General features: G+C 60.6%; 13 protein-coding genes and 5 pseudogenes. 10 read left to right on the top strand and 8 right to left on the bottom strand.

Annotation, left to right across the window (positions count from 1 at the left end):
* The 3 genes from BDI24065_RS40130 to BDI24065_RS40125 form a co-directional block, all read left to right on the top strand.
* Positions 1 to 242 (top strand): integrase core domain-containing protein (locus BDI24065_RS40130; RefSeq protein ID WP_175035838.1); only part of this gene is annotated, 242 nt, incomplete at its 5' end.
* A 160-nt stretch (positions 243 to 402) separates the two neighbouring features.
* A complete protein-coding gene (locus BDI24065_RS41450; protein WP_302479489.1) occupies positions 403 to 531 on the top strand; it encodes a hypothetical protein in 129 nt (42 codons plus the stop codon).
* A gap of 160 nt (positions 532 to 691) precedes the next feature.
* Positions 692 to 1726: a hypothetical protein gene (locus BDI24065_RS40125; protein WP_175035837.1), complete on the top strand. Its 1035-nt coding sequence runs from the start codon at positions 692 to 694 to the stop codon at positions 1724 to 1726.
* A gap of 191 nt (positions 1727 to 1917) precedes the next feature.
* Here the strand turns inward: BDI24065_RS40125 and BDI24065_RS40120 are convergent.
* Positions 1918 to 2095: pseudogene (locus tag BDI24065_RS40120) on the bottom strand (IS6 family transposase); the annotation flags it as partial.
* Between the two features lie 52 nt (positions 2096 to 2147).
* Between BDI24065_RS40120 and BDI24065_RS40115 the strand changes: the two are divergent.
* From BDI24065_RS40115 to BDI24065_RS40105, 3 genes and pseudogenes are all read left to right on the top strand, one after another.
* Positions 2148 to 2459, top strand: a pseudogene (locus BDI24065_RS40115) (IS3 family transposase); the annotation flags it as partial.
* A gap of 579 nt (positions 2460 to 3038) precedes the next feature.
* A complete protein-coding gene (locus tag BDI24065_RS40110) occupies positions 3039 to 3680 on the top strand; it encodes a carbonic anhydrase (RefSeq protein ID WP_175035836.1) in 642 nt (213 codons plus the stop codon).
* Between the two features lie 37 nt (positions 3681 to 3717).
* A complete protein-coding gene (locus BDI24065_RS40105; protein WP_175035835.1) occupies positions 3718 to 5256 on the top strand; it encodes a SulP family inorganic anion transporter in 1539 nt (512 codons plus the stop codon).
* A 524-nt stretch (positions 5257 to 5780) separates the two neighbouring features.
* On the opposite strand, the gene BDI24065_RS40100 is transcribed toward BDI24065_RS40105, so the two are convergent.
* Positions 5781 to 6095 carry a DUF4411 family protein gene (locus BDI24065_RS40100; RefSeq protein ID WP_254609958.1) on the bottom strand — a complete coding sequence of 105 codons (315 nt, stop codon included), beginning with the start codon at positions 6093 to 6095 and terminating at the stop codon, positions 5781 to 5783.
* A gap of 174 nt (positions 6096 to 6269) precedes the next feature.
* Here BDI24065_RS40100 and BDI24065_RS40095 point away from each other — a divergent pair.
* From BDI24065_RS40095 to BDI24065_RS40090, 3 genes and pseudogenes are all read left to right on the top strand, one after another.
* Positions 6270 to 6592 (top strand): annotated as a pseudogene (locus BDI24065_RS40095) (transposase); the annotation flags it as partial.
* Positions 6590 to 6792, top strand: a pseudogene (locus tag BDI24065_RS41290) (IS4 family transposase); the annotation flags it as partial. The pseudogenes BDI24065_RS40095 and BDI24065_RS41290, both read left to right, overlap by 3 nt.
* A 136-nt stretch (positions 6793 to 6928) precedes the next feature.
* Positions 6929 to 7357, top strand: coding sequence for a lytic transglycosylase domain-containing protein (locus BDI24065_RS40090; protein WP_175035834.1), 429 nt, complete (start codon positions 6929 to 6931; stop codon positions 7355 to 7357).
* Between the two features lie 232 nt (positions 7358 to 7589).
* Here the strand turns inward: BDI24065_RS40090 and BDI24065_RS40085 are convergent, their stop codons facing one another.
* The 6 genes and pseudogenes from BDI24065_RS40085 to BDI24065_RS41445 form a co-directional block, all read right to left on the bottom strand.
* Entirely contained in the window at positions 7590 to 7880 is a 291-nt protein-coding gene (locus tag BDI24065_RS40085; protein WP_175035833.1) for a hypothetical protein, read from the bottom strand.
* Positions 7881 to 8172: 292 nt separating this feature from the next.
* The gene (locus BDI24065_RS40080) at positions 8173 to 8556 is read right to left on the bottom strand and encodes a hypothetical protein (protein WP_175035832.1); all 384 of its coding nucleotides are present in this window, start codon (positions 8554 to 8556) and stop codon (positions 8173 to 8175) included.
* 157 nt (positions 8557 to 8713) lie between these two features.
* Entirely contained in the window at positions 8714 to 8908 is a 195-nt protein-coding gene (locus tag BDI24065_RS40075; protein WP_175035831.1) for a hypothetical protein, read from the bottom strand.
* 33 nt (positions 8909 to 8941) lie between these two features.
* On the bottom strand, positions 8942 to 9199 hold the full coding sequence (locus BDI24065_RS40070; RefSeq protein WP_175035830.1) for a DUF6429 family protein: 258 nt from the start codon (positions 9197 to 9199) through the stop codon (positions 8942 to 8944).
* 5 nt (positions 9200 to 9204) lie between these two features.
* Positions 9205 to 10287 (bottom strand): annotated as a pseudogene (locus BDI24065_RS40065) (IS630 family transposase).
* Between the two features lie 72 nt (positions 10288 to 10359).
* The gene (locus tag BDI24065_RS41445; protein WP_302479488.1) at positions 10360 to 10482 is read right to left on the bottom strand and encodes a hypothetical protein; all 123 of its coding nucleotides are present in this window, start codon (positions 10480 to 10482) and stop codon (positions 10360 to 10362) included.
* Between the two features lie 349 nt (positions 10483 to 10831).
* On the opposite strand from BDI24065_RS41445, the gene BDI24065_RS40060 reads away from it, so the two are divergent.
* On the top strand, positions 10832 to 12169 hold the full coding sequence (locus BDI24065_RS40060) for a tetratricopeptide repeat protein (RefSeq protein WP_175035829.1): 1338 nt from the start codon (positions 10832 to 10834) through the stop codon (positions 12167 to 12169).
* Positions 12170 to 12301 lie beyond the last annotated feature (132 nt).

Genomic DNA, 12301 nt, shown 5'->3' with positions numbered 1-12301 from the left:
AGGCTGGTATCGAGCCGTCGGTTGGCAGCCGGGGCGACAGCTACGACAATGCGCTGGCTGAAACAATCAACGGCCTGCACAAGACGGAACTGATTCATCGGCGCGCCCCTTGGAAAACGAGGGAATCCGTCGAACTGGCAACGCTGGAATGGGTGGCTTGGTACAACCATCATCGGCTGATGGAATCGCTCGGCTATATCCTGCCTGCTGAGGCTGAGTCAAACTACTACAGGCAATTCTGAAATGCTACTGAAGTGCCTGCATTAACCCTCCACGATTCCTGGCGCGGTTCAGTCAACTGTAACATTCACGCAGCGATACTACCTGAATCAGGTCGCCGCTTAACCCGTCGGCGTCCACGCGTTCCGACCAACCTCACCCAACGCCGCGGATAGTCACGAGTTGTTTGGTGACCTCGTCTTTGCGCTTTCACACCAACAACCTTCGCTCTACCGCGGCAATATCGCGAGCGAGTGGGTCAATACGTTACAACTGCTCGCGCAGCTTATCGACGACCATGGCGGGCTGTGACTTTCAGCGAAAATGGCAGTGTTTTTTCAGCGCGATGTTGCCCCGATGAAAGAGCGACGCCCTCTCTTCGCTTTTTGGTCGCGTAATTCGGTTCAAAAAGAGCGAAACGAGTGCCGTAATGAGACTAATAGAGATTGGCTCACATTTTCTGGACTAAGTCATGTCTACCTCCCACGACCATGGTGGTTCGTCGTTCGTCTACTCATCCGGGGACGAGAATCCTGCCGCGAATCGATCACTATCGCAACAAACCAATGTGACGATCGCCGGTGGCTCACGAGCGGATGCTGGGACCAGAGCCCGAGCATCAATTGCGGTACGTGCCGGCGCAACAGCCGAACAGGCCATTGCGGCAAACACCCTGACCCACTCGCAGGACATCGCCGAGATCCGCGCTGAAGCGGCTTGGGTAGCCGCGAGCGGTGGCCCACGAGCAGATACGAGGACCAGGGCCCGAGCGTCAAATGCGGTACGTGCCGGCGCAACAGCCGAACAGTCGATTGCAGCAAACATCCTGACCCACCCGCAGGACATCGCCGAGATCTACACTCAAGCGGCGCAGGTCGCTGCGAGCGGTGGCCCACGAGCTGATGGGGAGATCTGGGCTCGGGCGTCAAATGCGGTACGTGCCGGTGCAACAGCCGAACAGGCGATTGCGGCAAACATACTGACCCATCCGCAGGACATCGCCGAGATCCGCGCTCAAGCTGCACAGGTCGCTGCGAGCGGTGGCCAGCGAGCGGATGGTGTGGCCTGGGCCCGGGCGTCAAATGCAGTACGTGCCGGTGCAACAGCCGAACAGGCGATTGCAGCAAACACTCTAACCCACCCGCAAGACATCGCCGAGATCCGCGCGCAAGCGGCGCAAGTCGCTGCGAGCAGTGGCCCACGAGCGGATGGGGTAACCTGGGTCCGGGCGTCAAATGCGGTACGTGCCGGCGCAACAGCCGAACAGGCGATTGCAGCAAACACCCTGACCCACCCGCAGGACATCGCCGAGATCCGTGCTCAAGCGGCGCAGGTCGCTGCGAGCGGTGGCCCACGAGCGGATGGGGTGACCTGGGCCCGGGCGTCAAATGCGGTACGTGCCGGTGCAACAGCCGAACAGGCGATTGCGGCAAACACTCTGACCCACCCGCAGGATATCGCCGAGATCCGCGCTCAAGCTGCGTGGGTGCGCAGGCAATACGATTAAATTGTGTCATTTCAGGAAAGCGTCCGATATACGGTCGGACGCGACACCGAGATCAACTCAGCCTGATCGAATGATTACCGCTAGTTTCTGTCGCGATAGGAATGGCAGGGAGGACGCGATTCCAAATTATCAGGATGGCTTAATTTATATGCGAATAGAACAACCGATGTTGTCGCCTTTCGTCTGACCCTCTTGATGCTCGATAGGATGATGCGTGCGTACCGGAAATTCTTGAATCGACCGAATGATGCGTTTGATGGCGCGATGGTCCTGCTGGACGAGGTTGTTCAGGTATTTGTTCTGCCGGACCTTGATCGGGGTCTCCCGCTCGGCGTTGAGCGCTTCGAGCGCGGCCAGATTGGCACCGCTGACCCGTCCTGAAATAGGTTGACACTTTTTCGCGGAAACGAAGAGGTGCCAAGTGGAGCAAGGGATCAAGTGGACGCAGCGGGACTACAGCCTGGCTTTTAAGCTGTCGGTGGTTGACCAAGTTGAAAAAGGCGATCTGGCTTACAAAGAGGCGCAGCGACGCTACGGCATTCGGGGCCGCTCGACGGTGCTGGTATGGTTACGTAAGCAAGGCTTTCAGGATTGGGCCGATCCATCCGGTCGTGCGCGATCAGGTTCCACCATGCCGAAGCAAGATTCGAAGCCGCTCACACCGGAGCAGCGCCTCAAGGAGTTGGAGACGCAGTTGCGAGAAGCGCAGGAGAAATCCGCGCTGTTCGAGGCGTAGTCAACCCGTGGCGTGCTGCCGGTGATTCAACCACCGGCCAATGCGTTCGTTCACAATCAACCGGCGACGCGCTGGCACAACCATCTCGTTCGGTGCATCAAGGACAAGGGCATCCATGCGTTCCGCAACAAATACGGGCATGGCCAGCGCGCGCTGGTCGAGTCGCAGATCTCGCGAATCAAGCGATGCATTGACGCGCAACATCGAATCGCAGCAGCGCGAGGGCGTACTCGCTGAACCGGTGGAATTCGTTCAGCAGGCCTGTTTGCGTCAAATATATATAGTTGTGTACGCAATAGACTGCGTGTCTACCCTGCTGAAAAAAGTCCGTGCCGCGCAGTCCGTGGGGAAAGGGGACGCATTGCACACCGCTCCGCCTCCATGCAACAACGCCACGCCGCTTCGCTTTCCAAAACATTTAATCGCCATTGCCAAATTAAAACCATAACAACCATCCATTATTGATATGGATTGCAGTTATTTAAATTTAATTAAATAAAATTCAATAAATAAACATCCTATTTATAGCATCTTCGAATCTACATATTCCACCTCCATTCTGTAATGGAAGCATTCATGAAGCGCCCTAAGAGCATGCTGGCTGCCAACATCGCCTGGGCCCGCGAAACGCGCGAATACACGCCCGGCTTCTTCGACGCGCTCGCGCGCGGCCAGAATCCGCGCGTGCTGTGGATCGGCTGCGCCGACAGCCGCGTGCCGGCCGAAACCATCACGCACTGCGCGCCCGGCGAGCTGTTCGTCCATCGCAACATCGCAAACCTGTTCCATCCCGACGACGACAATTCCGCCAGCGTGCTCGAGTACGCGGTGCGCGTGCTGCAGGTCGACCACGTGATCGTGTGCGGGCACTACGGGTGCGGCGGCGTACGTGCATCGCTGCTGCCGCCGCCGTCCGACCTGCCGCACGTCGCGCGCCGCATCGCGCCGCTCTGCGCGCTCGCGCGGCGCCATCGCGACGCGCTGGACGGGCTCGACGACACGGCCGCCGCCGACCGCCTCGCCGAACTCAACGTGCTCGAACAGGTGCGGCTGCTACGCGCGTCCCCGATCGTGCAGGGCCGCGAACGGCCACCGCTCGTGCACGGCTGGATCTTTTCGCTCGCCGACGGACGCCTGCAGGAACTCGATTCCGGCTACACCACGCCGACCGTCGACGTCGAACCCGTGCAGGCCGCGACGGCCGGCGCGCTCGGCTGACCTACCCCGCCCCCAAGCCAATGAAATCGCCCCAACCATGAAACTGAACGAGCGCCTGTCCACCCTGCCGCGCGACATCGTCGCCGGCATCGTCGTTTTCCTCGTCGCGCTGCCGCTGTGTCTCGGCATCGCCAATGCATCCGGCGTCGAACCGTTCGCCGGGCTCGTGTCCGGGATCGTCGGCGGCATCGTCGTCGCGCTGCTGAGCGGCTCGTCGCTGTCCGTCAGCGGGCCGGCCGCCGGCCTCGTCGTGATCGTCGTCGAAGGGATCGCACAACTCGGCAGCTTTTCCGCGTTCCTGCTCGCGGTACTGCTGTCCGGCGTACTGCAGTTCGGGTTCGGCATGCTGCGCGCCGGCCGCTTCGCCGCCTACGTACCGTCGCCCGTCATCAAGGGCATGCTCGCTGCGATCGGCCTGCTGCTGATCGTGAAGCAGATTCCGTTCGCGTTCGGTATCGGCGGCTCGGCCGCGCAATCGTTTGCTAACTGGCCGGGCCTGCCGGTCGCGTGGGCCGCGACGGCCATCGCGCTCGCCTCGCTCGCGCTGCTGGTCGCGTGGGATACGCCCGCACTGCGCCGCTTCGCGCTGGTGCGCTCGGTGCCGGCCCCGCTCGCGGTGGTCGTACTGGGTATCGGCGCCACGCTCGTGCTGAGCGTCGTCGCACCGTCGGTCGCGCCGGGGGCCGCCCATCGCGTGACGCTCCCCGAACTCGGATCGTTCGCGGCCTTCGCGGCATCGCTCAAGCATGCGGAGCTCGGCCCGAACTTCGCGCAGCTCGTCAAGCCGGACGTGTGGCGTGTCGCGATCACGCTCGCGGTCGTCGCGAGCCTCGAGACGCTGCTGAGCCTCGAAGCGGTCGAGCAGATCGACCCGAAGCGCCGGCCGACCCAGCCCGACCGCGAACTCAAGGCCCAGGGTGTCGGCAATCTCGTCGCGGGCGCGGTCGGCGGGTTGCCGATCACGTCGGTGATCGTGCGCAGCTCGGTGAACGTCAATGCGGGCGCGCAAAGCCGGATGTCGGCGATCGTGCACGGGATGCTGCTGCTCGCGAGCGTGTTCGCGCTCACCGGCCTGATCAACCTGATCCCGCTCGCGAGCCTGGCCGCGATCCTGATCCATACCGGCTTCAAGCTCGCGAAACCGGCGCTGTTCCGCTCGGTGATGAAACAGGGGCCGGCCGCGTTCGTGCCGTTCGCCGCGACGATTGCCGGCGTGCTCGCGGTCGACCTGCTGTTCGGCATCGCGCTCGGCCTTGCCTGCAGCGTGCTGGCGGTCGCCGTCGCGAACCTGAAGAGCCCCGTCACGCTCGCACAGCACGATGACCACTTCCTGCTGTCGTTCCGCAAGGACGTGTCGTTTCTCGGCAAGGTCCAGGTCAAGCATCACCTGCGGCACATTCCCGACCGGGCCGCGGTGATCATCGATGCAACGCGCGCCGACTACATCGATCACGACGTGCTCGAACTGCTCGATGCGTTCGTCGCCGAGGCGCCGCGACGCGGGATCGCAGTCGAGTTCCGGCGACGCAGCCCGGCCGCCCGCCGCTGGCAGTTTCGCGGCACTCCCGCGGAATAAATTCAAAACCAAAGAGCGGCTCGACGTGAACTGACCCACTCGAGTATTATCAATTTGTTCGGTCGTCGGGCGATCGAGCGTGATTGGAGTGTGTAATCGATCGGGTTACGCCGCCATGGGCTTTGTTCATCAGGGGCCTTGCGCAGCGACCGTGGGTCCGGTGCCCAGTGATCTAACCGACAGGCGAGCTTTAATGCCTTACAAGGCAAGACTGAAAACGGGTGAGCCGCGCAAGCGCACCGAAGCCGAACTACGTGGGCTTTGTTCAGCAGGGTAGACCCCCCGTTTGGTGCGTACGCAACTATACATTTTTGACGCAAACAGGCCTGCTGAACGAATTCCACCGGTTCAGCAGGTTCGCAATGATCGCGCCCTCGAGCTGCTGCGATTCGATGTTGCGCGTCAGCAGTCGCGCGCCAATGGCTCAACGCATTCGTCGATCGATCATACAGCACCAAATTGTCTTGCTTGCAAAATGCAGCGTCAGCGAATGGATGGAGTGGGCTGAACAAGCCCGCGCGCGACTATGCTGTCGGCTTGATCCACGCAGTCGTAAAGCCAAACTCCCTCAACATTGTGAAGGTGTTGCAGACAGAAACACCATTGTCGCGGCACACGTCCGGCACCCGGCGATTTGCCCGCTTTTTGGCTGGCGCCGACACCTCGATCGACACGACGACGCGGTGACCAGGGTCGGTTACCGTGTACGCGATCAGGAATGAATCCCTCCCGACTTCTTCAAGCTCCGTTACGTCGAAATCAGGAGCGTAGCCCTTCGCTATGACAGAATTCACGATTTCCGGGTCTGCCTCTTCTTGCAAAACAAGCGTCTCGTACACGTCTGCGCGATTGAGCCATGTAACCACGGCGTCTTTTTTGCCTTGCCACCACCATCGCGCACTTCCTCTAACGTCTCAATCGGCATCAGAGGTGGCCGCGCAAAATCGGACAGTGGGATCAGTGGAACGGTCGGGGCCTGAGCCGGCGATAATGCCGGCAAAGGAACCCCGAAGATGACGAAGAGAACCCGACGGACGCACTTAGCGGCGTTCAAAGCAAAAGTGGCGCTGGCAGCGGTCAAAGGCGAGCGGACGCTGGCTGAGCTGGCACAACAGTTCGATGTGCACCCGAACCAGATTACGGAATGGAAGCGGCAGTTGCAGGAACGCGCGGCGGACGTGTTCGGCACTGCTGGCACGTCATCAAGCCAGCCGCCGGTAGATCTGAAGGCGCTGCATGCCAAGATCGGCCAGTTGACCCTGGAGAATGATTTTTTGTCCGGAGCGCTCGGCAAGGCAGGCCTGCTGAGCACAAAACGATGATCGACCGTACGCACGCGTTCAAGGGCGTTGCTTGTGGGCCATGGATGGCACCACGCTACGCACGCCGGACAGTGCCGCGAATCGGGAACATTTCGGGGCCCAAAGCTACGCGCTACACGAGCGGCAAGGTGGCCAGCTGCCTGCAGGTGCGGGCCGTCACGCTGACCTCGATCCCGCGCATCTAGTACCGATGATCGCGTCTGTGCGGCTTGACGCCCGGCGCGCATGCGAAATCATGTGCAATGGCGCGATGAATTCGCGAAGCGTGCCGTGAATTCGCATGTACCCCCCCTCACCCGGTCGTATCGTACGAGCATGATGGACGTCTCACACTCCCGACGATCGAACCCATGGTCATCCGAGCGATCGCGCTTCTGGCGCTGCTGCCGTATCTGACGCCTGTCGCCCATGCCGAATGCTTTGCCGAAGCTGCCGCCTATCAGCACGTCAACGAAACGATTCTGCGCGCGCTCGCGTGGCAGGAATCGCACGACAACGTCAATGCGATGCGCGTCAACACCAACGGGTCGATCGACTACGGCCTGATGCAGATCAACTCGATCCACTTGCCGGCGCTGTCGACATACGGCATCACGTCGCACACGTTGATGGATCCTTGCGCGAGCATCTATATCGCCGCATGGCACCTGCGCAAGATGATGCTCAAGTACGGAAATACGTGGAAGGCGGTCGGCGCATACCATTCGCAAACTCCTGCGGAACGTGACCGCTACGCGGCCCAGGTCCGGATTATCGTGCAGCGGATGCGGTCGAACTGACGCAGGGGCAGGCGCCGCGGAACCGCCTATGGCCCCACGTGACTGGCGATCTATTCGATAGTCGCCGCGATCCAGCGCTCGAGCAGCGATGCGGGCTTCCTGCGTTGCTTAGTCGAGCAACGTCCCCCCGTCGCCTGCGGGCACGCCGGGATGTGGCGCGTCCGTGTGTGCGCGCAACGCTTCCGGTAGCAGCCATCGGCGTCCGCGGTCCGGCGGATTCGTGGTCATCTATTCAAACAGGCAGTTCAATGCCGGGCCGCCGACCAGATGCAGTTCCGAGCCGGCAAATCGGTCCATCATCACAAGATCGATGATACTCACGCGGCTGCGCGCGAGATTGCGAAGCGCAAGCCCGGATATGTTTCCCGGCCTCGCCGTGCGTTTCATCTGTCGCCTGGAGCCAAAGCAGAATGCTGCGTCCGATATTGCGCCGTCCGGGCAGTCTGTTGCGTTGCGCGACCTCGACGAGCAACCCCGCCTGTTGCGCGACACGCGGCGTATTGGCTTCGAGCAGGAACAGCAAGCAGGCCATCGTCGCGCCAGCGCAATGAGATAGCAGATCGGACTGTTGCCGTGGCGCCCCGCAATGCCTTAAGCAACGCCGGATGGGATATCGCTTGCGCGTCGGTGAGCCCAGCGCCCGCAACGCGGTGGGCGCCAACGATGCCTTCGGGTTGCTTGCCAGATCGCCCCAGTGGTCCGGATTCATCGCGTCGCCGGGAGCTCTGCTGAAACCCGGCTGGATGCTCGCAAGCTTGCCGATTGCCCGCAGATATGCGATGCGCGTGCCTGCCTTACCGACAATGCCGTCGCCTTCATGACGCAGGCCATGCAGCGCGTCGAGCGCCAGGGGCTGGATTGTCGGCCGTTCCCACGAGTTGTTGTGCGGCTTGCCATCGGCCGAGTTTGTTCGCGTCGAGCACGTCCGAGCCTTCGATCAAATGCTTGCGCACGCACTTGAACGCGGCGGCCCGCGCCCGCGCCTGCGGTGCGCGTTCGGCGCCCGCCAGCGCGTCGCGGAACCCAACGAGCGTGGGACGCACACGTGCCTCGCGCAGCGCCGATCGACCGGCAACGGACAATGCACGTTCGCCCGGCTTTCGCACGGCACGCCGTGCGAGCCGGTCGATCGTCGCGTCATCGAGCGTGTGCACGACGCGTTCGGCGATGAGGCCGACCGTCGTTTCGTCGAGCTTCATTCCGTATTCGACCGGCTTCCGGGCCGCGTTCAGTCTCGCGTTCACCACGACGGCGCTCGACGAGAAGAAGCAGTGGAATCACCTCGCCGGCCCTCGGCTTCAGCGCGCTTGGGGCGATCGTTCCGGTGGCGGTCGAGGTCGGTGCGCCTGTAAGGCGCTAGGCCGATTGCGCGGCGACCTTGTCGCTCTTCTCCGCGAGCAGCGGCGCGAGGACTTCCCGGTCGCGAACCAAGAGGCCGCTAGCCATTTCCGACACACAGCCATCCACTTCGCCGATGTCCGCCTTCGCGCACAAGTACATGGCTACCTTCGCATGCTCCTGCTTCCCCGACAGGACCTCGATACCTGACATCCATTTTGCGATCTTGTTGACTAGTGTCGTGAGTTATAAATTCGTTTCATTATTTGTTTTGTTGCCAGCGGCGACAAAATGCTGCTTGAAGAGGCGTTGGGATTCTCGCAACCCATTTTCAGTAAAGATCACGGATTTCGCTTTGTTGACGGGGTCGCCGATGAGGCCGCGCTCATAAAGGCGGTTAAGCGCGTCCCGATCGAAGCTCTTCCAGGCACGGTTGTGGTCATGCAGGGTCAAGTAGAGGAGCGCGAGGACGGCGTCGTCGATAGCAGCGGTGTCGATGTTCATGGCGGTTATTCCGAGACTCTTAGGCTCCGCGAGCAAAACCGTTCGAGGCTGGCGAGAATTTCATCGGCCGATTTGCTCCAGGCGAACGGCCGAGGATCCGCGTTTAGACATCGAGGTAATGCCGGATCGCCTCTTCAAGTTGCCGTGTCGAGCGATGCGTGCCACGTCGAATGTACTTCTCGGTGAGCGTAGCGAACCAGCGTTCGACCTGATCGAGCCACGACGCGGAAGTCGGAGTGAAGTGAACATGGAAGCGCCAATGACGAGCGAACCAGTTTTTGATCGAAGGCGTCTTGTGCGTACCGTATTTTTCCATCACCAGATGCACGTCCATTTCGGCCGGCACGCTGGCGTTGATCATGCGCAGGAACTGCAGGAATTCGCTGCTGCGATGGCGCCGATGCAATTCACCGATGACTTCGCCGGTGGCAATGTCCAGTGCAGCGAACAGCGTGGTGGTGCCGTGGCGCATATAGTCATGAGGCGGCGCTCAGGAATGCCGGGTGCCAACGGCAGTATGGGCTGAATGCGGTCCCCAACGCCTGGATCTGGCTCTTCTCATCCACGCCAACACCATTGCCTTCAGGGGTGGCAAGGTACAGGCCGACGATTTCGCGAACCTTGTCAACGAACAGCGGATCGCTCTAGAGTTTGAAGGTCTCCTGCCGATGCGGCTGCAGACCAAAGGCTCGCCAGATTCGCGACACGGCCGTCTGCGAGAGTTCCATCTCCCAAGCCATCGTGCGCGTACTCCAGTGCGTTGCGCCCGTAGGTACCGATTCGAGCGTCTTTGCAATAACGGCGTCGACACGCGTATCGTCAATCGTTCTGGGCGCACCGGGACGCGGCGCATCGAGCAAACCATCGAGCCGATGCGCCACGTAGCACGCACGCCACTTCGATACCATTTTCTGGGTGACCCGCAGTTTCGCCGCGACCGTCTTGTTGTCGATGCCATCGGCGCAGGCCAGCACGACCCGCGCTCGCAATGCCGCCGCCTGCGCTGTCTTGCGGCGCATCGTCAGCGCTGTGAGTTGCTCGCGCTCCGATTCGCTCAACACGAGTTCCGCCTTGGGTCTTCCGCTCATCGCCTTCTCTTCGTGTTCATGGCATTCACTACACGGTACTACAGGCAGCACATTATTCAATGAATTTCTAACTCACAACACTAGCACGCCCTTGAAGAACGGCGACATGGCGTTCTTCTCGATCGCGTCGAACCGGGCGATCAGGTCGGATGCCGCCTTCGGCGACGCCCCCGAGCCCGGTCCGGCCCTGGACATCGCCGACTTCGTCTCGTTGTAATAGTTGAGCAGCGGATAGAACTACGCATTTCGGACGAGAGAACGGCCCAATGGTCGCCACTCGTGAGATGGCGCTCATGACTCGCGTCTGCCTGGCAAGCCCCGTCCGAACCAATGCCCGCACGAACAAACACACCGAACAGTTCGCCTATCACGTCGCCATTTCGTGTCGCAAACGTTGCCATGAAATCAACCTATTGCAATATCGGACCCGAATGCAGTGGCAATGCCCTTACATCCAACACGGCATTGAATGCCATACCTCGAAATGAGGCAGCGCGCTATCAATGTCCGCCAGTCCAGAGCGTGTATCTTGCAAACAGCATCTATGAGTGTGAAAAGCCCGTCCGACGCAAAAGCTGCCGAGCTCGAAGCCCAAGCGGATCACCACTTCGCTAGTCGAAACTATCACGACGCTTTGGCTTGCCAACTGCAGGCGATTGACATTAGAAAAGGCGATGAGAACTGGAGCGGTGCGGGAAATGGCGCGCAGAATGCGGGCCTCCTTTGCTTTCTCATGGCGGATCACGCGGGTGCCATCCAGTGGTACAAAGAGGCTCTGGAATTGCGCAGGCGCACTAACGACCTTCGAGGTCAAGCCGTGACGCTAGGCCGGATGGGCGAAGTGTTTCAGCAAATCGGTCAACACGCAAAAGCCGTGGAACTATTGGAATGTTCCGTGCGGTTGTTCGCGCGGGTCAACGCGACAAGGGACATCGGCACCGCGCTGAATAATATGGCTGTGTCCTACCGAGAAATGGGCGGAATCGACAAGGCGATGCAATGCCATGAGCGCTCGCGGGAGATTCGTCGGCAGGTCGGTGATCTTGAAGGACTCGCCGCAACGCTTCACAACCTGAGCGTCCTGTACTCCGATCAATCACACGACGATAAGGCGAGACTGCTCCTTGTGGAAGCTCGGGATCTTCGCGAAGCGATGGGTGACATCCGGGGGATGGGCCAAACCATTCTTCGTCTGGGGACGTTGCACGAAAAGCGTGGGGATAACCTGTCCGCCATCGAATGCTACGAGCATGCTCTATCGTTAGCGCGTCAAGAGGGTGTTCAAAGCAAGGATGACGAAGCCGCCGCGCTTCTCAACCTGGCAGATGCCCTGTCGAACGAGGGTGCAGTCGAACGTTCTCTCGCGATGCTGGACGACGCTGAAAGGCTTTTTGTCGAAACAGGAATGAACGCCGGAGTCGCAATGACCCACTATGGCCGCGGACGCACGCTGGCGGCAGCAGGTCGGGGATCTGAAGCACTTGCCTGCTTTGAAGAAGCGAAGTCGCATTTCACGATGTTGAATGATGAGCCGCGCCTCATCTCTGCGTTCGTCGCAATCGGAACCATCCTGTCCGGAAGGCGGCTGCCTCAGGAGGCGCGTGATGCATTTTCTTCAGCGCTTGAACTACAGACACGATTGTCGCTGTACCGTGACGCGGTCGCAACACTTCAGCTAATTGCCAGGGAGTGCGAAGCCTTGGGCGATGCGACTGGCGCTCTAAACGCGGCTCAAGCGGCAGCCGTCATGTTTTCGAAAACGGTTGGCAATCCAGATCTCAGTGACCTTGCAGACGGCCAGACTCCGGATGCCCGAATGGGACATGACGTCAGTTGGGACGTGGACCCAGTACGATCCTCATGGCCGTGCTCTTTGCATTGAACTGTTGACCCTGAACCAGAATTAGTCCCGGTCGGAAGTGGAGATTTCCGGCTTGTGACCCTGAACCAGAATTAGTCCCGGTCGGAAGTGGAGATTTCCGGCTTGGTTGAGTCGTCAGGCGGGGCGGATTCC

Origin of the sequence: Burkholderia lata, assembly GCF_902499025.1 — a bacterium.
Taxonomy (GTDB): domain Bacteria; phylum Pseudomonadota; class Gammaproteobacteria; order Burkholderiales; family Burkholderiaceae; genus Burkholderia; species Burkholderia lata_C.
The sequence above is the reverse complement of the archived record's forward strand: the minus strand, read 5'-3'. Positions and strand labels throughout refer to the sequence as shown.